General features: G+C 47.0%; 17 protein-coding genes. 6 read left to right on the top strand and 11 right to left on the bottom strand.

The genetic code is table 11. The features are described from left to right. Window positions 1-83 precede the first annotated feature (83 nt). Window positions 84-446, bottom strand: coding sequence for a hypothetical protein (locus MIC7113_RS03225; RefSeq protein WP_015180742.1), 363 nt, complete (start codon window positions 444-446; stop codon window positions 84-86). 477 nt (window positions 447-923) lie between these two features. Here MIC7113_RS03225 and pdxH point away from each other — a divergent pair, with 477 nt between their 5' ends. Continuing rightward, window positions 924-1562: a pyridoxamine 5'-phosphate oxidase gene (gene pdxH, locus MIC7113_RS03220; RefSeq protein ID WP_015180741.1), complete on the top strand. Its 639-nt coding sequence runs from the start codon at window positions 924-926 to the stop codon at window positions 1560-1562. A gap of 65 nt (window positions 1563-1627) precedes the next feature. Here pdxH and MIC7113_RS03215 read toward each other — a convergent pair whose 3' ends face one another. The 3 genes from MIC7113_RS03215 to MIC7113_RS32995 form a co-directional block, all read right to left on the bottom strand. Then, the gene (locus tag MIC7113_RS03215; RefSeq protein ID WP_041780404.1) at window positions 1628-2806 is read right to left on the bottom strand and encodes a phosphoserine transaminase; all 1179 of its coding nucleotides are present in this window, start codon (window positions 2804-2806) and stop codon (window positions 1628-1630) included. A gap of 274 nt (window positions 2807-3080) precedes the next feature. Continuing rightward, window positions 3081-3791 (bottom strand): TPM domain-containing protein, encoded by a 711-nt coding sequence (locus tag MIC7113_RS33000; protein WP_015180739.1) that lies wholly within the window; start codon window positions 3789-3791, stop codon window positions 3081-3083. Between the two features lie 121 nt (window positions 3792-3912). Continuing rightward, a complete protein-coding gene (locus MIC7113_RS32995) occupies window positions 3913-4866 on the bottom strand; it encodes a tetratricopeptide repeat protein (protein ID WP_015180738.1) in 954 nt (317 codons plus the stop codon). A gap of 344 nt (window positions 4867-5210) precedes the next feature. On the opposite strand from MIC7113_RS32995, the gene MIC7113_RS03195 reads away from it, so the two are divergent. From MIC7113_RS03195 to MIC7113_RS03175, 5 genes are all read left to right on the top strand, one after another. After that, window positions 5211-5837 (top strand): hypothetical protein, encoded by a 627-nt coding sequence (locus MIC7113_RS03195; protein ID WP_015180737.1) that lies wholly within the window; start codon window positions 5211-5213, stop codon window positions 5835-5837. 169 nt (window positions 5838-6006) lie between these two features. Next, window positions 6007-8331: an ATP-dependent helicase gene (locus MIC7113_RS03190; protein WP_015180736.1), complete on the top strand. Its 2325-nt coding sequence runs from the start codon at window positions 6007-6009 to the stop codon at window positions 8329-8331. A gap of 29 nt (window positions 8332-8360) precedes the next feature. Then, a complete protein-coding gene (locus tag MIC7113_RS03185; protein ID WP_015180735.1) occupies window positions 8361-9491 on the top strand; it encodes an ABC transporter ATP-binding protein in 1131 nt (376 codons plus the stop codon). Window positions 9492-9620: 129 nt separating this feature from the next. Then, window positions 9621-10223 (top strand): hypothetical protein, encoded by a 603-nt coding sequence (locus MIC7113_RS03180; RefSeq protein ID WP_015180734.1) that lies wholly within the window; start codon window positions 9621-9623, stop codon window positions 10221-10223. A gap of 251 nt (window positions 10224-10474) precedes the next feature. Beyond that, on the top strand, window positions 10475-11059 hold the full coding sequence (locus tag MIC7113_RS03175; RefSeq protein ID WP_015180733.1) for a hypothetical protein: 585 nt from the start codon (window positions 10475-10477) through the stop codon (window positions 11057-11059). 102 nt (window positions 11060-11161) lie between these two features. Here the strand turns inward: MIC7113_RS03175 and MIC7113_RS03170 are convergent, their stop codons facing one another. The 7 genes from MIC7113_RS03170 to MIC7113_RS03140 form a co-directional block, all read right to left on the bottom strand. Continuing rightward, window positions 11162-11659, bottom strand: a complete 498-nt coding sequence (locus MIC7113_RS03170; protein ID WP_015180732.1) for a DUF2243 domain-containing protein — start codon at window positions 11657-11659, stop codon at window positions 11162-11164. Between the two features lie 606 nt (window positions 11660-12265). Further along, on the bottom strand, window positions 12266-13750 hold the full coding sequence (locus MIC7113_RS03165; RefSeq protein WP_041780400.1) for a M16 family metallopeptidase: 1485 nt from the start codon (window positions 13748-13750) through the stop codon (window positions 12266-12268). 101 nt (window positions 13751-13851) lie between these two features. Further along, window positions 13852-15372 (bottom strand): M16 family metallopeptidase, encoded by a 1521-nt coding sequence (locus MIC7113_RS03160; protein WP_315889679.1) that lies wholly within the window; start codon window positions 15370-15372, stop codon window positions 13852-13854. A 289-nt stretch (window positions 15373-15661) separates the two neighbouring features. Beyond that, window positions 15662-18121 (bottom strand): GH116 family glycosyl hydrolase, encoded by a 2460-nt coding sequence (locus tag MIC7113_RS03155; RefSeq protein WP_015180728.1) that lies wholly within the window; start codon window positions 18119-18121, stop codon window positions 15662-15664. 66 nt (window positions 18122-18187) lie between these two features. After that, window positions 18188-19111, bottom strand: coding sequence for an alpha/beta hydrolase (locus MIC7113_RS03150; RefSeq protein ID WP_015180727.1), 924 nt, complete (start codon window positions 19109-19111; stop codon window positions 18188-18190). Window positions 19112-19233: 122 nt separating this feature from the next. Beyond that, window positions 19234-19773 carry a GAF domain-containing protein gene (locus tag MIC7113_RS03145; protein WP_015180726.1) on the bottom strand — a complete coding sequence of 180 codons (540 nt, stop codon included), beginning with the start codon at window positions 19771-19773 and terminating at the stop codon, window positions 19234-19236. Between the two features lie 36 nt (window positions 19774-19809). Beyond that, a complete protein-coding gene (locus tag MIC7113_RS03140; protein ID WP_015180725.1) occupies window positions 19810-20292 on the bottom strand; it encodes a Crp/Fnr family transcriptional regulator in 483 nt (160 codons plus the stop codon). Window positions 20293-20357: the final 65 nt, after the last annotated feature.

Below are 20357 nucleotides of genomic sequence, written 5' to 3'. Positions count from 1 at the left end.
AAAGAGAAGAAGGAAGTATCAGTGGATATGATTTTGGGTACACTCACCCTATAAACAGGAAACAAGTGCACTCCACAATCCTGTTAATTGCGATCGCGCTCCAAGTCATAAATGACTTTTTCCCAGTACCAATCTTCTGTCTGTCCGGGATAGTTCATTTTTGCTGAATCAAGTAACCGCTCCGCTAGATTCCAATCCCCCTGAACTAGAGTAAAAAGCCTTTGCCGCAGTTCCCAACGAGGTTGGTTGGAATGATTTTGTTGTTCATTTAACCATTTATTGAATTCATTGAACTTGGCTTCTCCTTCTCTAATCATTTCATCAGCGAAAATTTGGACTTGTTCTCCAACCTCTTGGAGGATTTTTTCAGTGTCTTCAAAGGCGTGGTTCACTTCCTCAACAAAAGATTCAAAGGCTTGTTTAACAAAATTTTCTAAATCGTCCATCTCTCTTCCTGTTGAATGACGCATGACCCTAAACTATCAAAGATGCAAAGGCTCTTAGAACACCTGCATCCTAATTTTGCCCATGTTAAGGCAGTACCCTTCAGGCTTCTTTGGTTTTCCAGCCGCTTTGCGAACAAAGTGATATCGTTTTCAGTGCTACATCAAATTTAGGTTTGCTCGGCGGCTGTTTACTTATCTCTTGTTACGCTGCTACTTATGCAATATTTAAAAAATTTTGACGGCTCAATCGTCAAGGTATTTTTACAAATTTTGATACCCAGAGCTGGATGTAACGGCAACGTGAGCGATCGCGACGGGTAGTCAGCGGATTTATATTAAGAGAGTTAGTTTAGAAACAGTCTCTGCTCCGGTCAAATTTCCTTCTAGAAATCGCCAGAAAAACCCCGCTTTTTGAAGCGTGGGACTGTCAAAACAACTAATATACTGACGATTATAACCGCGCAATTCACAGTAGCTATGGACATCGAAAATTTACGACAACAATATACACGAGCCGGTCTCAGACGCCAAGACCTAAAATCAGACCCCTTCGAGCAGTTTGAAATTTGGTTTAAAGAAGCGTGTGCGGCTAATTTATTAGAGCCAAACGCAATGATTTTGGCAACAGCATCAGCTCAAGCAGAACCTTCTGTACGGACTGTGCTGTTGAAATACTTTGATCGAGAAGGATTAATCTTTTTTACCAATTACGAAAGTAGAAAATCTCGCCAGATTCAAGAAAATCCCCAAGTCTCTCTACTTTTTCTTTGGTTACCCTTAGAACGTCAAGTGCAAATCATTGGAACGGCAGCAAAAGTCTCTACGGCTGATTCACTCAAATATTTTACAGCTCGTCCTAGAGGCAGTCAAATTGGAGCTTGGTCTTCGCAACAAAGTTCAATCATTTCCTCACGCCAAATTTTGGAGATGCAGTTTGAACAGATGAAGCAAAAATTCATGAATCATGAAGTGCCTCTTCCATCTTTTTGGGGCGGTTATCGGGTGATTCCCCGCAGTTTTGAATTTTGGCAGGGGCGTCCCAATCGACTTCACGATCGCTTCTTGTATTCTCGCCAAGATGAGCAGTCTTGGGAGGTTAACCGACTATCTCCCTAACAAATTCTCCCCCCTAAGGGGGGAGAGAATTTCATCCAAAACATGCATTAATCGAGCTTTGTCAGTTAAGCCACAGGAGCAAGCTCAGCTTTCAACGTCGCATAAGCCCAATCTAACCAGGGAAGTAAGGCTTCAATATCTGCGGTTTCTACCGTTGCTCCTCCCCAAATCCGCAATCCCGGTGGGGCAGCGCGATAGGGTGCAATATCATAAGCCACACCCTGCTTTTCTAGCAGTTTCGCCAATTTCTTCGTATATTTGGCTTGATCTTCCGGGCTGAGGTTGGTAAACCAAGAATCAACAATCTTCAAGCAAATGGAGGTACAAGAACGAGTCTCCGATTTTTCGGCGAGAAAATCGGCCCAAGTGCTTTGCTCAACCCATTGGGCGATCGCATTTAGGTTCGCTTCGCTGCGGCGAATTAACCCAGGCAGTCCACCGACGCTTTCCGCCCATGTCAGCCCATCGAGGGCATCTTCGACGCATAACATGGAGGGGGTGTTGATGGTATCTCCTTTAAAAATGCCTTCAATCAGCTTGCCTTTTTGCGCCAGACGAAAGATTTTCGGGATCGGCCAAGCGGGTTGATAGCGTTCGAGTCGTTCCACAGCGCGGGGTGAGAGGACGATGATCCCATGCTGGGCTTCTCCACCCAACACCTTTTGCCAAGAGTATGTCACCACATCTAACTTGTTCCAAGGGACATCCATGGCAAACACCGCCGAAGTGGCATCACAGATGGTCAATCCCTCACGGTCATCTTTGATCCAATCACCGTTGGGAACTCTAACGCCTGAAGTTGTGCCATTCCACAAGAACACCACATCATGACTAAAATCAACTTGGTCTAAATCGGGCAAGCTGCCATAGGGTGCCTTGATTAGCCGAAGATCGGGCAACTTGAGCTCATCTATGACATCTTTCACCCACTCCTGACCAAAACTTTCCCAGGCTAGGATATCAACAGGGCGTTCTCCCAGCAGTGACCACAATGCCATCTCGACGGCACCGGTATCAGAAGCCGGAACGATGCCCAAACGATAATCGGCAGGAACGCCGAGGATTTTTTTGGAGCGATCAATCACTTCTGCTAATTTGGCTTTACCATCTTCAGAACGATGGGAACGACCAACACAGGCGTTTTGAAGGTTAGAAACAGACCAACCAGGGCGTTTTGCACAAGGGCCAGAGGAGAAATGAGAAACGCGAGGCTTGGTTGTTGGAGGAGTAAGATGTTCTGACATGGTTGCTGGGGGCAGCATTACGATAGGTAGTCTTGTTTATATATAGCAGCTCTGGGTTGGAACAGAGCCAGATTTTATAGGGACGAAAGACGAATCGCCCCTATCAAGAGGTAGAAGTTCTTATGTTATCTACGCGATCGCAATTATCCTAGCAGCAGGACATTAGTCACAAGCCGAAATCTTGCTCCCTCCCCGTTGCGGGGAGGGATGGGGAGGGGTTCTTGGTCGGGTTGTCAGTGGTCTACTATATTAGTCCGCGCCTGTTTCACTTATATTAGTCCGCGCCTGTTTCACTACCAAGTTCGCTTGGAATATCACTATCGCTACGACGACCAAGGGATGAAAAATACCAAAAAGAAGGCAACACCAACGCAGCGATCACCAGTATGCCTAACGCCACATAACCGGACTGTTGATTAGAATTGGCTGGATTATTACTATCAACAGCAAGATCTTGTAAAACAGCAACATCTCCACCTAGTTTAATCGCTACTGACTTAATGCCAGCTAGGATGCCTTCTTCAAAGTCCCCCTGTCGGAATTGAGGGATAATTTCTTTTTGGATGATGCCGCTGACTTGCCCATTGGGGAGTAGGGACTCGATGCCGTAGCCGGTGGTAATTTCTACACGGCGATCGCTTTTAGACACCAAAAAGAGTATCCCTTTTTTGCCCAGATTCCAGGAGTTGAACAGTTTAGTGCTAAAGGCTTTCAGACTTGGTGCAGGTGTCGTTTCTGGTACAGTGACAACAACAATTTCCTCCCCAGTTTGACGGTTTAACCCAGTAATCATCTGGTTCAGCTTAGTTTCCGTATTTGGGCTGAGGATATTTGCCATATCCGTTACCCAACCGCCATACTCTTCTTGGGGATTGGGTACGTCTTGTACCGTTAAGGCGTAGCTGGGTAGCGGGAAAAGGATGAAACTGAAACACAGACAAACGACCCAAAAAGCACGTTTAGCTGTAAAGGGTACACACAACATGGTTGTAGCTGGAATTAGTGAACAATATCCGAATTTAGTGCAATCGCGTTTTTTCATCCGTTTGCAGCACTACAAACCGTTGCTGAGTCGCAAGCTATGGACGCATGGATAGCGATTTCACCTAATCCGAAAGCGTTCTGATCATCTCCTGTACTCGTTGATGGAGAGCTGTATTTCTATGCTCAGAGCACAATGTTGCTGCTTTGTTTAAATCTTCCAGCGCTCCCAGATTATCTCCCATTCGGGAACGGGCAAGAGCACGTCCGTAGTAACCATGTTCATCCTTGGAATTGATATCAGAATTAGGCGCGATCGCTTGTGCTTGATTGTAGTCCTGAAATGCTCCTGCCTCGTCTCCTAGATCGTACTTAGCGTTCCCTCGGTTATAGTAGGCAGCAACAAAGTTGGGCTTGAGCTGCAATGTTTGGGTTAAATCTGCGATCGCCTCCTGATAATTGCCCATCTGATAGTGGGTAACACCTCGGTTGTAGTAATTATTGGCATTGGGTTTGAGACGGATCGTCTCAGTGAAATCTCCAAGTGCTCCCTGATAGTCACCAGCGCAAGAGCGAATAGCACCTCGTCTGAAATAAGCGTTAGGTTTATCGCAAGGGCGATGCCACCTTTCGTCCAAGTCCTCAACCACCTCCTGAGTTTCTCCTAAAGCAATAAGACCTCGAATGAGGGTGTCAGCGATGAAATCAGCAACAGGTTGAATGATGTTCTCAAGGAGGGTGTCATGCCACTGGCAAAGGAATTGCAATGCCCTATTACAATCCTCCAGTGCCCCCTGATAATCTCCTACTGCATGACGGATAAGACTTCGGTTGTAGTAGGCGTCAGCTTCGCCGAGGGGGCAATTGAGTTGAAAAAGCATATTACAATCCTCTAGTGCCTCCTGATAATCTCCTAGGGCGTGACGGATAAAACTTCGCATACGGTAGGCGTAAGCAAAATTAGGGTCGAGTTGCAGTGCCTGGTTGTATTCCTCTAGTGCTCCTTGATAATCACCTTGGCTAGCCAGGGTATTACCTTGCTCGAAGTGTCCTTGAGTACTTATCTCATTGGTAGGCATTTTAATTTCGTTTCCAACGGCTTTGAATATTTTTTCAGTTGAGTTAGACGAGTAGACGAGCAGTACGACTTCGTGATCGCCTCTGTTCCTGTGCTTAAGGTTGTACCCTGATCTGTATATCTAGCTGTAGTAGTTGTCACCTTTTTCTAGCTTTTTTATGCACGAAGTTTAAAAATTATTGCTCCTGTCGCGCCTCCCATTACTCACGTCCTTCCTTAAGAGGGAGCGGAGCGATCGCTCCTTCAAGTCAACGTAACTATCAGCCAATCTATAATGAATCGTAAATTCCTTTTCTCAATCAAAGGGGTTCACCTCCTAACAACAGGAGCAACGATGAACGCGCTATGGCTAAAATCAAAATCCTGCAAGAAGGTCAATCTTACACTTTTCGGTCTTACTTTGAGTTACCCTATGAAGCTGATGATATTTTAGCTGAGTTTAATTATTCACTGGAAAGAGCCGAGTTATCTCTACCTAGAACAACTCGACAACTAGACCACCTGCCAGAACTCAAGCAAAAAATCAGAGCTTTTTTACCTTTTATTAGTCTCAGCAATGAAACTGCCAGAAGGGAAACACTGGTATCACCAATCCTGCTGGAAGTCGTTATTTATTGCCAATGCAAAATGCGGATTGAGTATCCTTTAAATGTCAACAACTGGCTCAAAGGCAATCTTGATTATCTCTTGCGATCAACCAATAATTTGCTAGTTATTGAAGCCAAAAACGATGACCTCACCAGAGGATTTACTCAGTTATCTGTCGAGTTAATTGCCCTATCCTATATTGAGGAACAAAATGTGTTTTATGGGGCAGTAACGATGGGTGATGTTTGGCGATTTGGTAAGCTTGATCGCAACTCTCAACAAATTACTCAAGATATCAACTTGTTTAAAGTCCCGGATGATTTAGATAGTTTAGTCAGAGTCTTGATGGGAATTTTGGAGGGAGAGTCAAACAGTGAGCAGTGAGCAGTGAATTTTGATTGTCAAGCCAGAGCTGAGCTGATTTATATATGGGTATGGACAAGTGTTACTGACGAACCTTCGAGTACTCACTGGAATCAGCTTTTGCAACCTAAGCTATGAAACGATACCACGCTAAACTGAAGCTGATAGGTCGCAATGATGACAACGCCTGATGGGACCGGATGAACCCCAAAACCAGACAACCCTGACTCAGCCTCTAGCTGCCTTGCGGGAGCAAACCTTGCAGCGCCTCCGCAATAGTCTCAGACTGGGACAACAAAGCATGGCAGATTGGCAAGGGGGACAACTTGCCGTTTCCGCTGTACCCGGTGCCGGGAAGTCTACAGGGATGGCAGTCGCTGCCGCTTTGGCGATCGCACGTTTTCAACTCCACGGAAAACGCCAACTCGTCGTTGTCACGTTCACCCGTTCCGCTGCCGCGAGTATTAAAGGCAAAATCCGGGAAAATCTCAAAGACCTTCGTTTACCACAAAATAGCTTTGTTGTCTATACTTTGCACGGTTTAGCGCTGAACATTGCCACCCGTCATCCAGACTTATCCGGACTCAATTTAGAAAGTGCCACCTTGGTGACGCCGAATCAAAGTCATCGTTTAATCCGGGCTTGTGTGGAACAGTGGATTGCCAACAACTCGCGCCGTTATTCAATGTTGCTAGAAGGGCGTCAGTTTGATGGGGAAGAAACGGAACGCTTGCGGCGACAGTCGGTGTTAAAAACTGAAGTGTTACCCAGTATTGCCCAAATTGTAATTCATGAAGCCAAAAGCTCTGGTTTATTGCCAGAAGATTTGTGGCGATTATCGCAACAGACACCGGATGAGTATGAAATTTTAGCGATCGCTGCAGGCTTATACGAACAATATCAAAACGTCTCGCGATCGCGGAACTTCATCGACTACGATGACATGATTCTCGCCGCACTCCGGGTGTTGGAAAATGACGCCATTCGTAAACTGTGGCAAAACCAATTCTTTGCCGTCTTTGAAGACGAAGCACAAGATTCCACCCCCCTACAATTCAAACTCTTAGAAACCCTCGCCGCTAACCCCAATTCCCCAAATTTACCGCTGAATTTAATTCGGGTGGGCGACCCCAATCAAGCGATTAACTCTACCTTTACCCCCGCTGATCCGGTTTATTTCAATCAGTTCTGCGAAGCTTGCCAAATCACGGATCGACTGGCAACCATGGATCAGGCCGGTCGCAGTACCCGCATCATCATCGATGCCGCTAACTATGTCTTAAACTGGGTGAATCGCTCCCAACTGACCGGTGCTGAGCAAGCCTTTCGCCCGCAAATGATTCGTCCGGTTAATGCGGGTGACCCCCAAAAAGATGCCAATCCTAATCCTGTGGGGCGAGGCTTGGAAATTTACACCCCTCGTGACATTTACCACACGGTCGAACTGATTGGAGAGCGAGTGGTTGAGTTATTGACACAAAACCCCACTCATAGCGCCGCCGTGTTAGTGCGGGAAAATCGACAGGGGACGTTTGTGGCTCAGAAGCTGGAATATCTCAAGCGCAACCATGGGATAGAAGTTTATGATGTGGCAGGAAGCGATCGCCATTCCCATGTCCCCTCCGAAATCCTAGCCATCCTACAATTCCTTGATCGCCCCCATTCCCCCGACTACCTGAAAAGCGCCTTAGAAGTCCTCGTCAAGCGCCAACTCATCCCCACCCAAGACCTCAACGCCCTCGCCACCTTCCCCGAACAATTCCTCTACCCAGGCCCCCTCGACCCCCAACAGACAACCTCAGTCAAACAAGCCCGGAAATACTGCGCCAATCTGCTACGCGCCCGTTTAGAACTCCCCCACCATCAACTCATTTCCTTCCTCGCTCTCACCTTAAACTACGACCAATCCGATCTCGCCACAGCGGATAAATTAACCGAACGCATTGCCAAACAGACTCATGGGAATAGTTCCATGAATTCTACCCTGGAAGCCTTGAGTGAAATTGTCAGTTCGGAACGCTTTGAACCGGTAGAAACCGAAGACGCGGACTCTCGCTATCTGCGTGCGGGACAACTCACGGTGATTACCATGCATAAAGCCAAGGGGCTGGATTGGGATTATGTCTTTCTGCCTTTTTTGCATGAAGACACACTTCCCGGTAGTCCTTGGGTACCGACGGCGGCGCAATTTTTGGGAGATTTTACCCTTGCTGAAGTCGCCCGCGCCCAAATTCGCGCCAGTCTTCATCACAAACCCTTACCCATGGCGATGGAGGCATGGGATCAGGCGGGACACCTCAAGACGGCGGAGGAGTATCGTCTCCTCTATGTTGCTATGACAAGAGCTAAACGCTTGCTGTGGATGTCTGCGGCAGATAAGGGGCCGTTTCGGTGGAATACATTTAGTGGTCATGCATCCGATAACTTGCAGGCGAAAAAGCCTTGTCCTGTATTGCCGGCGTTAAAAAGTCAGTTTCCGCGATCAGTGGTTCCCCTATCTGCGTTGCTCAATTAGCTCACTAATTGCTTTAATCTCTGTAACCTATGGCAAATGTTCGATTAGAAGGGATTACCCGCCAATTTGACCAAATTACGGCGATTGAGGACGTTACCTTTGAGGTGCCGGATGGGCAATTGTGGGTGTTAGTGGGGCCATCCGGTTGCGGTAAATCCACAATTTTACGCATGATCGCTGGTTTGGAATCAATGAGTGATGGCAATCTATTTATTGACGATGTTTTAGTTAATCATGTCCCAGCACGGCAGCGGGATGTGGCGATGGTGTTTCAGAACTATGCTCTTTACCCGCACATGACGGTGCAGGAAAATCTTTCGTTCGGATTACGGATGCGGAAAGCGGACAGGGCAACGATTGAGAAACAGGTGGAGAGGGTGGCGCGATCGCTTGATATTTCCCATCTGTTGGATCGTAAACCGAAGCAGTTGTCTGGGGGGCAACAGCAGCGAGTGGCACTGGGGAGAGCGATCGCACGGGAACCCAAAGTTTTTCTGTTGGATGAACCACTGTCGAATCTAGATGCTCAGTTACGGGATGATACCCGATCAGAATTAAAGCAGTTACATCAACGATTGGGCATCACCACGATTTATGTGACTCACGATCAGGTGGAGGCGATGACCTTAGCTGACCAGATTGTAGTCCTTGATCGGGGTCGGATTCAACAAATCGGTGACCCGCAAGGGATTTATGCTCAACCCGCCAATCGCATGGTGGCGACGTTTTTGGGTAATCCTCCGATGAATGTTTTTCGCGGCACTTATACGGGTGAGGGTTTTCAGGTAGGGGGGCAGTTTTTGCCTTGTCCCAGTGAGCTTCAGATTAGGTTGCAATGGGTTCCAGGGCAACTTGTAGATTTGGGGATTCGCCCGGAATATGTAACGTTAACGAACCACTCCAAGCAAGAGGACGCAGACAGGACAGGGGAGTTGAGGATGGAAGTGAAGGTGGTTGAACCGTTGGGACGGGAGACGTTAGTGCGTGGGTGTCTGCCGGAGTCGGAGGTGCTTTTGGATGTTCTGGCTCCTTCAGATTGGCGTGGATGTCCGGGCGATGCCTTCGGCGGTTCGCGTAGCGACCATCGCGTTAGCATCCAATTCGACCTTGAGCAGTTGTTTGTTTTTGACCCTACAACGGGTGATGCTCTTTATAAATAAAATAAGCCGTTAAGCCTTTTTCAAAGTTCTACCTTTTGCTGAGTGCTGAATCTTCCTCCAGCGATAGGTTCTTATGAACGGGGGTTTTTAGGGTGGAGGGTAGCCTTTTAAAATATCCTTGCTAAATCTATGTTAAAACTCCTTAAGTTGGGCGCGGCTCTGTCTACTGCTGCCGTAATTGTATCTCTTCCTCAGGTTGTCTTTAGCCGTCCTTTGTCTGAAACATCGGGCTATCCTACTGTGCGAAATTCTGGCACGGGCAGCCCTTTTTGTTATATGCGAACTCAACGAGGTGTTACCCTCAATTTAGAAAATTTGTGTAGAGCTGATGATGGCTCTGGTAGCACAAATAGGGCAACCAATTCAACTCCAAATAGTGCTGCTACTCCTACTGATAACACCACCCCCAATCGCCAAGTCTTTACTTTCACGGGTACCCCCGGTGAGGATACCAACCCTAATGCTAGGAACACAGGGGCTAATACCAATCCCAACGCTGCCAATACAGGGGCTAATACCAATCCTAATGCTGCCAATACAGGGGCTAATACCAATCCTAATGCTGCCAATACAGGGGCTAATACCAATCCTAATGCTGCCAATACAGGGGCTAATACCAATCCTAATGCCGCCAACACAGGCGCTAATACCAATCCTAATGCCGCCAATACAGGGGCTAATACCACCTCAAATGGCGCAAACACAGGCGCTAATTCTCCCATTAAGTTCTAACGAACTCTAACAGGAGCTTGTCATGAACACTGAACCTCAACGCCAAAGGTTATGGGTATAAGCGGGAGCTTCTTGCCACAAAGCAAGATGAACAGTTTGAGATTCTCCCTTGCATGAATGTTAGGGTGGGTAGGCTTTTTTAAAATTTCTATCTTAAGGTTGTTGGCTCTTCTAGCAAGACGGTAACCTGGCTAGAATAACTGCTATTTTTTCCGCTGCCTTCCTCCTTTACCTACTCCTTGGCGTAATTCATGCACTATCCCCTAGAGCTCCAATTCAAATTTTGGGCTTTGTCACCCCAATTGTCTGTGACTGACGCTCATGGTAGCCTTGTCTTCTATGTTAAGCAGAAGCTCTTCAAACTCAAGGAATCTATTACTGTCTTTGGTGATGCTCAGCAAAACAATCCCTTGTACTCTATCAAGGCTGATCGCATCATCGATTTTTCGGCTAGTTACAACTTCACCTCATCGAGTGGTGTCCCTTTAGGTTCGGTGAAACGACGAGGGTTAAGATCGCTTTGGAAAGCGCAATACGACATTTTTGATGGTGCCACGGTTGTCATGACCATTCGGGAAAAAAATCCATGGGTTAAAGTCATGGATGGATTATTTAGTGAGATTCCCATTATTGGTTTATTCAGTGGGTATGTCTTCAATCCCGCTTTTGTGGTGATGCGTTCAGATGGCACGATTGTGATGAGCTTGGAAAAGCAGCCTTCTTTCTTCTCCCGAAAGTTTACGATTAAACAACTTAATCAACTCAGTGAGCAGGAAGAAATGCAGGTTTTGTTAAGTTTATTAATGATGATTTTACTTGAACGCTCTCGTGGCTAAACCAGTTAAAAGGCAAAAGCCAAAAGCCAAAATGGTAAACTCGAATGTGGACAGTATCCTGGTTTCTTACTGTATGCCAATTAGATATGAAATAGCTTAGTTTTAAGCTTGGCTGGAATTTTCCTTTTGTCCGCTTCGCAAGAGAACCCAGCCCACTAGGGCGAGGATGGCACCTAAAGTCAGAAAGCCGATATCCCACGCTAACTGATTGGGGCCGGGTTTAACGTGATGAATTCCTAGAATTTGGTGATCGATGAGACCTTCTATAAAGTCAAATAACCCTGCACCCAGCAGTAAAGACCCGCCGAAGATTTTGGACGACCAGGCTATATCGCTACGTCCACCAGCACGCCAAAGCAATAAAAGGCCAATCACACTCAATGTCCAGGTGCCTAAATGAAAAAGACCATCGGCTAGAGTATTGGCTTCCAAATTAGAGAGGTTCGTCGCGGGTCGAATGCTGGTAAACATGTGATGCCACTGGAGGATTTCATGCAATAAAATGCCATCAACAAATCCTGCAAGCAAACCTGCACCAATCAGGATGCCCGCCGCCACCAGTAATCCACTGCGCTTACCTGTCTCCAGCTTAGACTCCATAACAAAACTTCATCCTTAGGCTTTGTGAGGTTTTCGTTAAGATTCGCATAACTCTCTTGTCGCAGCTTCCATCCCTCGTTAGAGTTAAGGGTTCCTACATAAAATACCCACCAAGTGGGTTGACAAACTGCCAAGTCGAACGGTGAAACCTTCTCCTTCTTCCGGGAAACTACTGAGATTGGCAGAAAATTGTTCCAATGTTCCGTAATCCCCACCAAGGAAATTCACCAGACAATGTGCCAAGGTTAACTAACCAGCCCTTGATTGGTGTATCTGATGGAGGGTGGAATAGATCTCACAACGCTTCTCTAAGATTTTCCTCTTATGGCTTCAAAAGACATCAAGCTCAAATTTCCTTTGTGGCAATTTCTGAACCAGCCGGTCTTTAGTTCTAAAACAAAGCTTATACTCGATCCTCGCCTGTTTGCCTATCTCTACAGAGTTAAACTCCTAGAACGCTGTTGGACTAAAGTGTGTGATTCTCAGGGGCGTCAGTGCAATTGATATTTCGGCAATAGGTAATAAGTAAAGGATGAAGAATACACATTTCTTCATCCTTCACACTTCTTTATATTCCCTTTATATCCCTAGCTTTTGTTCCTATGACTAACTGCTTTTTGCCTCTGGAATTGTGATATCGACAGAGGTTACATCCGTGGAAAGGCTGGTGAGAGGGGGTTGAATGGCTTGAGCATTACCCACAACTAGCGTCACAAGTTTATCGGGTTGCAGATATTTTTGGGCAACACGCTGCACATCCTCAATGGTTGTGGTTTTAACAGCCTGTTGATAACGGAAGAGAAAATCCTCTGGGTAGCCGTAATATTCATAACGCATCAGCCGCGCTAGAGTTTGGCTGGGGTCTTGAAAATTGAACACAAACGAGTTGAGAACCTGATCTTTGGCAGATGCCAGTTCTTCTGGTGTGATGGGTGTTGTGCGGAATTTTTCGATTTCGGCGCGAACGGCTTGAATAAAGGGTACCGTTGCATCCGATCGCGTCTGTCCTCCAGCAACAAACGTACCCGGAAAATCGTAACGGGGACTCCAAAAACCATAAACCGAGTAAGAAAGACCTTGGCGCGATCGCACTTCATTAAATAAACGTCCACCAAAGCCATTCATCACCTGATTTAACACATCCAGTGCTGGGTAATCAGGATTGTTGAGTTCCCCGCCAATATGCCCTATCTGAACATAACTTTGGGTGAGTTGAGGCTGATTCACCAAAAAGACACCTCCCTGCTTTGCCTGAGTGGCAGAGGGCACCGTGAGTTTTGGCGCTTTAGAGGTGGGTTTCCAGGTGCCAAATTCTTCCTGAATCCGCGATCGCATTTTGGCAGAATCAAAATCCCCAATAATGCCCAAAATCATATTTTCCGGATGAACATATTGCTGGTAAAATTCCACCAAATCTTCACGGGAAATCGGGTTGAGCGTCTGATACTCCACCGTGCGGGCGTAAGGACTATCTTTACCATAAATGAGTTTCTGAAATTCACGACCCGCAATCCCATTCGGGTCATCATTGCGACGGGCAATTTGTCCCGCCCTTTGTCTTTTCGCTAAATCCAGTTTTTCCTGAGCAAATGCTGGCGTTTTAATCACCTCAGCAAACAAATCAAAAACCGTATCCAAGTCTTCGCTTAAAGCGCTAAAACTCGCACTGCCAGAAGTTGAACCAATACCCGTCTCGACTGAAGCCGCCCGTTGTTCTAAAAGTTGATTCAGTTCATCTCCCGTATGTTCAGTGGTACCGCCAGTCCGCATCACTTCCCCCACCAAGGAAGCTAAGCCCACTTTGTCGGCGGGTTCGAGGCGTTCGCCGGTGCGAATCAGGGCGGTACCCCCAACTAAGGGTAATTCGTGGTCTTCCATGAGATACACCAGCATTCCATTATCCAGCTTATAGCGGGTGTACTTGGGGAGCTGAATCTCTGGCAGGGGTGCAAATTCTAACTCAGTGTAATGCTTGGCGGTGGCGGCGAGGGCTGGCAAACGCGACACCACGACGAGAACAAGGGTAGCCAGGAGTAATCCCAACCAGCTAAAGGATTTACGATTTTGAAGGTTCGATTTTGAATGAGTCATTGAGAATGGGTCATTAGGAATTGGGAATTGTTGATAGGTCATCGCTCATCGGTCAACGAACAACTAACAACAACTGACTGAAGATTGATGATGGATGACACTCAATCTTTTTTCGTTAACAGGCGTCCAATCGTGCGATTTTCTGCGGTGAATGTTGCCTTCGCCACTCGCTGAATGTCGGCTGGGGTAACGGCGGCAATCTGCTCTAATTCCTGAAATAAATTGCGCCAATCGCCGGTTTTGACTTCGTACTCGACTAAGCTGCGTGCCATGCCCATATTAGAATCGAGCGATCGCAATAATTCAGCACGAGACTGAGTCTTGACTCGATCTAACTCTTGTGCTGAAACGGGTTCTGTCTTGAGCCGCTCAATTTCGCTTCGTAATGCCGTGGCTACCTCATCCACAGTACGTCCCGGCGCACTCAGGGCATAAAATAACATCAAATTCGGATGTTTATCCCCTGGAAAACCACTCAAACCTTGAGCCGAGAGGGCAACCTGTTTCTGCTCCACGAGAGACTTATACAGTCGAGAAGTTCGTCCATCACTGAGCAGACGCCCAATAATTCCATAAATCACATCATCGGGATGGTTGACACCCGGTCGATGGTATCCCTCTAAGTACCAGGGTTGGGAGGGTAATTCTAACGTCACTTCCCGCGTTTGCTTTTGGGGAGGTTCAACCGCTTTGACTGTCGGTGCGGCGGGTCGAGCCTTGTAGCGTCCAAAGTAAACTTGAGCTAATTCTTTTACTTTTGCCGGGTCAACATCCCCCACAACCGCCATCGTCAATTGACTAGGAGCGTAGTAAGTCTCAAAAAACTGCTGAACATTCTCACGGGTTAGGTTACGGATGTCTTCGTCATAGCCAATCACCGGACGGCGGTAGGGATGCACCTGAAAGGCGGTATCGAGAAATACTTCAATCATCTTACCGATGGGAGAGTTGTCGGTTCGCAGACGACGCTCCTCTAAAATGACATCTTTTTCTTTATGAAATTCTCGAAACACAGGGTCTAGAAATCGCTCCGATTCCAGGGACATCCATAGCTCTAGCTTATTGGCAGGGAAGCTATAAAAATAAACCGTCGCATCTGCCGAGGTCGTCGCATTCAATCCCACACCCCCAGACTGCTCAACAATCTGACCCAGTTCATTCTGCTTGACCAAGCTAGCCGCTTCTGCTTCAATTTTGCTAAACTCCGCCTGTAACTGGGCGACTTCTGCCTGTTTACCTGCCTTTTTTGCCGCTTGAATTTGTTTGAACAACTGATCTAATTGGTCTAACAACGGCTTTTCGGCCTGATAGTCTTTCGTCCCGATACGTGTGGTGCCTTTAAAGGCTAAATGCTCCAGGAAGTGAGCGACACCGGTTTGCCCATTGGGTTCATCCGCCCCCCCAACATCGGCATAGGTGACAAATGAGACAACCGGTGCTTTATCACGTTTGAGGACAATAAATTTGATACCATTATCGAGACGAAACTCAGTAATCCGTTGGATGACTCCATCCAAGTAAGGCTGAATTGACGCAGAGGTCGGGGTTGGGGTTTCGGTACGAGCCAAAGCGGCAGGGGGAAGCATTCCCCACCCCAGGATGGCAGCCCCCAGGAACGCCATGATTAGCGATAGAGTTTTTGACCCACGCCCAATGGGCAATCTCAACTGGGTCGTCACAAGCTGGCAAAGCTGAATAAATGGATTCACCTGACTCATATAGTGGTACGAATTGGCATTGTTTTCAGAATTTTTTCTTCTTCTGATATATCCTGACAAAAAAATCAACTGTTGCGAGTAGACCTATCTTAGAAATAGGTTGAAGGCTGAAGGTGAAGAATTTTCATTCTTTCGCTGTGAACGAGAGTTCATGGGGGTCTGCTTGGGAAATAGGAGGCTCAGGAGCAATTTTCTACTGATTGATCATGAAATAAACCGCCCAAATAGCCATCGCTCGCAGATAATGACTAGCGCGGAAAGTTCCCGCTGCTGTAATCGCTTCCGGCGTTCTAAATTGCAGTCCATTCTCATAGACTTGACGCACGACCGCTTCCGTAAGTTGCAAAGCTTCTTGCTTCATTCCTTGCTGCACTAAAAATGCTGCCAGTCCAAAGTTAATGCCTGTCCAAACTTCTAAAGGATGAGTTGCATCGGGATTTTCGGGTGAACCATCGGGTCTTACTCCATTGGCTGCTCCTAGTTGGGCATCCTGAAACTTTAAGAAACAGGAATCATACACGCTTTTGAGGGCAGACTGGACGCATTCTGGAGGGACAATATCCGGCAAACCTAATAACTGAGCGTAAAATTGACCGCATAGTTGGTCTGTCATCACGATATCTGAACCACTCTCACTATCCAGGCGATAGTATTGACCATTCCAGAGTTTTTCTTGATAAATGGGTTGGGATTGTTCCAACCATTGACGATAGAGTTTAAGGGTTTCTTGAATGGATTCTGGGTCAGGGACTTCGATGAGTTCGGATGTGGGAGGATAGTGGTTGATCAGGATTTCACCCATAGCGATCGCGGCTTCTAAAGCAGCCAACCACAACCCACCACAGTAGGCGCTGATACCTTGCAACCGCCAGTCATCAAAGGTTTGATCGGGTGCGCCAGAGTTTTCCGGAATCCCATCTCCGTCTTTGTCAAAGGTCTTGAGGTAAGCTAACGTTTTGACGACACTCGACCAACATTCCCACAAAAATTCTGTATCGTTCGCCCCCGTGAAGACAAAATCTCGATAAACCTGCAAGACAAAATCACAGGGTAAATCTTTCCACTGATTGCAATCTTGGTAGCTAGTATAGTTCGTCTGTTCCCACGGATGCTCGTTGGGTGCACCTAAGTCGTGGGGGGTGGCATCGGCGGCTTTCCGGATGGCTTGTGCCTGGTTATAACCAATAATTCGCGGTGTCTTGTCACCGATAGGGATGGCGCGGGCAAAGGCTTCTAGTACAGCTTTATCCAGTCGAGGCCAAAGCATTGCTAGAGCAAAGGAACCATAAAGCCTTACATCCAGGCTTTCATACCAGCGATAATCTAAGCATTCAAGCACACCAAACTGACCAATCGGGTCACGGTCATCCGCCGCCGTCCAGAGAGTCCCCCCATCCGCCAGCAGGTACAGCTCATTAAACAAAGCCATCTTAAACCAATGGGGCAAATCCTCACGCTTTAAGATAGGTTCCTGCCAAGATTGTATTTTCTCCTTCCACAAATCAGCGTGCTTGAGGGCGGTACGCACAATTGACCAGGCGTTGTTGCCTGTGCGACCGAAGAAATCGGTATAGCGTCGATAGTAATTGACTCCTGGGGAAAACTCTGTGACGGGGAAATCCCAAGCGAGGATAAAGGGAATTTTACGGGTTCTGCCAGGACGGATGGTAAAGCGAATGGCGATTGCGGCAGCAATTTGTTCTCCCGGTGCGGCGGCTGTCTCATCCTGCATATCACTCAAACTGCCATCGGCGGCGAAGGATTGCCAAACTTCAGCCCCATTGCCCGCCGGGTTCCAGCGAGTGTGGTAAAACACTTCCATACTGGGATTGGTGACTGTGGCAAAACACAGTTGCCCTTCCCCTTCCTGAATCTCAGATGCGCCTCGAAAATCGGCTACCGCTTCGCTATCATGCAGCCTCACCCGGTCTAAAATGCATCCCACCCGGAAGTTATCCACAATCCACTGATTGTAACTTCCCGTGCTTTCGCCCCAGCGCGGCTGGTACTCATACACCGGACTACCATCATCCCGCACTTTTACTTGTGGGCTTTTGATTGCATTGGTAAACCAGCCCACGATATTCTGCCAAGTCAGCATAATGCTGAGGGTAATTGGAGCATCGGTAGGGTTGTGTGCCGTCCACTCAAATACGGCTACCGGGTAACTGGTTTCCTGGTAACACCCCGCCCAAATGGGTGAAAACTGCTCACAAGTCAGTTCGGTTTGAAAAACATTTTCATAGGTAAACCAACTTTGAGGATATAACGCCTGATAAGTACCCGTATTGCCTTTTGCCTGTTGCGATGTGGGATACCATTGCCACGTGCCCAGAGTACCATCCTGTGGCGGTTCGGTACACAGAGCATAAGCTTGCTTGGGTGCGTTCTCGGATTGCTCGAAGACACTAAACTGACAAGCCGGGAGGCTTTTAAAAGAATGCTCTCCCCCATCCAAGTGCCATAAATTAAAGTCTCCTCGTGGAGAACGACCGATGCAACCCGCCCCAAACCCCCCAAGGGGCATACCATGCCAGGGGCCATCGTCGAGATTACTTGCATAGCGGACAGTGTAGGGTTTGTCCCAGCCAAGTCCAATGGGACGCTGCCAGGTACACTCAGGGATTTTTGGGCGTGGTGGTTGATAGATCATGCCCTGATTTTACCGAGATTGGGGTCACACGGCTTGCCTCCAAGTCCGATTCTCTATTACCCCTGACTAATGAACTTTGGCTGAACACAAGTCATGATACTGTTTCTTGATATCCTCAATGGTCTTACGTAAGCCATCAGCATGAAGCCAACCCACAAAGCCGCCGTAGAGGCATTGTCCCTCGTTGTTACCAATAAAGACATGCTCCACTTGTAAAGGATTTCTCCAGGTACGAATTGTAATTCCGTTGTGGAACCTTATATAGACTCTTGAGTGATAGAAATCTCGTCGATGTGCATCAGTTATCCCTGGAACTAAGCGTAACTGCTGAATTAATCGAGTACTGAAATCGGTTCCTCGATCATCTACAGGTATTTGTGGGTTATTCCAAAAATTCTGAATTGTTGCTACAACCTCCGGGTGATTTTTGAGAACGGCATGAGATAAAGCGGGTAAGCAGATAAACTTCTTGGCTCCTGAAAACTTGGTCGTTTCTATCGTAATTGTGCCGTCGCTGCCATTATCAATATCGCCAGCGATGATCAATATAGGAATAGCTGTGGCAATTAACTCAGCCATCTCCCGACGATTGATGCCTAAATCGCGTGCCATACCGATGCCGATTCCCAGAGGGTCGAAAATTCGTGCTAAATCTGCACCACCAATGGGAGACGCAATGAGTATTAATGAGTGTACCTGCGACCACCATTCCGGGTGACGGCTGAGGACTTCTAGCCAGATTAAGCCACCCATTGAATGACCGATAATTCTGATCGGTGTTTTGGGATATCTGGCAATGGTTTCTAGGAAAAGTTGTTCTAATTTCTGAATCAGGGGGTCAATCCTAATCCAGGTTTTTATCCAGCCTAAGTCTGGTGCCACAATTAAAGTTTTTGGTGTGGCAAGAGAACGCGCTAGGGAAGCGATCGCTTTACTGTCATCTGCCCATCCGTGTTGGGCAAATAAAACAAAATCAGGGGAATTAATCACAGCCCTTGACTCCAAAACGATTAGAGGGCATTTTTTATTTTTATTTTAGTCAGTGCCATCACTTAATAGTTAAAAAGTAGACGCTTTAACGAAGATATTTTGGATAATACGGTTATATTGATTTAGAGTAATTTTTCTAGTTTTCCACCCATTTGCGTGGCGATTGTTGCCAAAAAGTCTATCAATTCTTGATTTTCTTCATGGGTATCTAGCATAAAAAAGACGAGAACGGCTAGTATGCGATCGCTTCCAACAACAGGAATGCCAAACCCAGTTTTTACGCCAAACGCTTTGGCAATTTGATTCCGCAAAAAGACTCCTTCTGATACAGCACAGGCATCGGGGAGCCACTCAGGTTGTTGGGATGCCCACACTCTCCCTGGTAAACCGATACCAGATGGAAAGGTAAATCCTTTTGTACAGATATGAAACTTTTCTAAGGCATCTATTTGGGCATTGCTTCTGTAGGGAGTAATGTAAAAGGCTGAGTATAGTTCTAAAATTGTGCCTTCTTGGCAAGGCATCCATACCTCACCATAATCCCAGCGTGTAAATTCACAGATGTTATTCAGCAGGCTATTGAGTGCAGCGTCAAGATTGGGTGCCTCGTTAACAGTCTTAGCTAGAACTTGCTGTATATCTAACGACGATAAATCTTTCATGTTGCATCATTGAGTAGAGATCAGATTGCATCACCTTTATCCGGATAAATTGCTTCCCGCCCTCGTAAAATCTGGTGCCGAACTTTTCGCCTCGTAAGCATTTACCTTACTATTCAGTTCACGAATGCGACGAGACAGCAGGCGAATAATATTAATCGCAATTCCCGGCGTCTCATCGATCGCATCATATAGTTGTAACTGCGTCAGCATCAGACATTCACAGGGTTCTATCGTCGTTACGGAAGCAGAACGGGGTTCGGCATCGAATAACGACATCTCCCCGAAACAGGCTCCTTCCTTGAGCTGTGCTAAATCGCGATCGCCGATGTGAACTCGGACTAAACCTTTGACCACAATATAAAGCGATCGCCCCTCCTGTCCTTGGGTGAAAATCGTATGATCGGCGGGGAATGATAATTCATCCATCACCGAAGCAAGACGCACTAAAAAATCGTCCCGGAGTTCCTGAAAAATCGGGACGGCTCTGATAAACAATAAACGCTCAACGCTGGTTAACATCGATTAGCGGTCAGCTATGGACTATTAGCGCTGTATGACTGGGGAAAGCTCAAGTTTACCGTAAT

Origin of the sequence: Allocoleopsis franciscana PCC 7113, assembly GCF_000317515.1 — a bacterium.
Taxonomy (GTDB): domain Bacteria; phylum Cyanobacteriota; class Cyanobacteriia; order Cyanobacteriales; family Coleofasciculaceae; genus Allocoleopsis; species Allocoleopsis franciscana.
This window is presented reverse-complemented; position numbering and strand designations above follow the sequence as displayed.

What these genes read in the sequence shown, in the direction of transcription:
- MIC7113_RS03225 (WP_015180742.1), bottom strand. Translation starts at nt 446, where the DNA reads ATGGACGATTTAGAAAATTTTGTTAAACAAGCCTTTGAATCTTTTGTT.
- pdxH (WP_015180741.1), top strand. Translation starts at nt 924, where the DNA reads ATGGACATCGAAAATTTACGACAACAATATACACGAGCCGGTCTCAGA.
- MIC7113_RS03215 (WP_041780404.1), bottom strand. Translation starts at nt 2,806, where the DNA reads ATGTCAGAACATCTTACTCCTCCAACAACCAAGCCTCGCGTTTCTCAT.
- MIC7113_RS33000 (WP_015180739.1), bottom strand. Translation starts at nt 3,791, where the DNA reads ATGTTGTGTGTACCCTTTACAGCTAAACGTGCTTTTTGGGTCGTTTGT.
- MIC7113_RS32995 (WP_015180738.1), bottom strand. Translation starts at nt 4,866, where the DNA reads ATGCCTACCAATGAGATAAGTACTCAAGGACACTTCGAGCAAGGTAAT.
- MIC7113_RS03195 (WP_015180737.1), top strand. Translation starts at nt 5,211, where the DNA reads ATGGCTAAAATCAAAATCCTGCAAGAAGGTCAATCTTACACTTTTCGG.
- MIC7113_RS03190 (WP_015180736.1), top strand. Translation starts at nt 6,007, where the DNA reads ATGGGACCGGATGAACCCCAAAACCAGACAACCCTGACTCAGCCTCTA.
- MIC7113_RS03185 (WP_015180735.1), top strand. Translation starts at nt 8,361, where the DNA reads ATGGCAAATGTTCGATTAGAAGGGATTACCCGCCAATTTGACCAAATT.
- MIC7113_RS03180 (WP_015180734.1), top strand. Translation starts at nt 9,621, where the DNA reads ATGTTAAAACTCCTTAAGTTGGGCGCGGCTCTGTCTACTGCTGCCGTA.
- MIC7113_RS03175 (WP_015180733.1), top strand. Translation starts at nt 10,475, where the DNA reads ATGCACTATCCCCTAGAGCTCCAATTCAAATTTTGGGCTTTGTCACCC.
- MIC7113_RS03170 (WP_015180732.1), bottom strand. Translation starts at nt 11,659, where the DNA reads ATGGAGTCTAAGCTGGAGACAGGTAAGCGCAGTGGATTACTGGTGGCG.
- MIC7113_RS03165 (WP_041780400.1), bottom strand. Translation starts at nt 13,750, where the DNA reads ATGACTCATTCAAAATCGAACCTTCAAAATCGTAAATCCTTTAGCTGG.
- MIC7113_RS03160 (WP_315889679.1), bottom strand. Translation starts at nt 15,372, where the DNA reads ATGGCGTTCCTGGGGGCTGCCATCCTGGGGTGGGGAATGCTTCCCCCT.
- MIC7113_RS03155 (WP_015180728.1), bottom strand. Translation starts at nt 18,121, where the DNA reads ATGATCTATCAACCACCACGCCCAAAAATCCCTGAGTGTACCTGGCAG.
- MIC7113_RS03145 (WP_015180726.1), bottom strand. Translation starts at nt 19,773, where the DNA reads ATGAAAGATTTATCGTCGTTAGATATACAGCAAGTTCTAGCTAAGACT.
- MIC7113_RS03140 (WP_015180725.1), bottom strand. Translation starts at nt 20,292, where the DNA reads ATGTTAACCAGCGTTGAGCGTTTATTGTTTATCAGAGCCGTCCCGATT.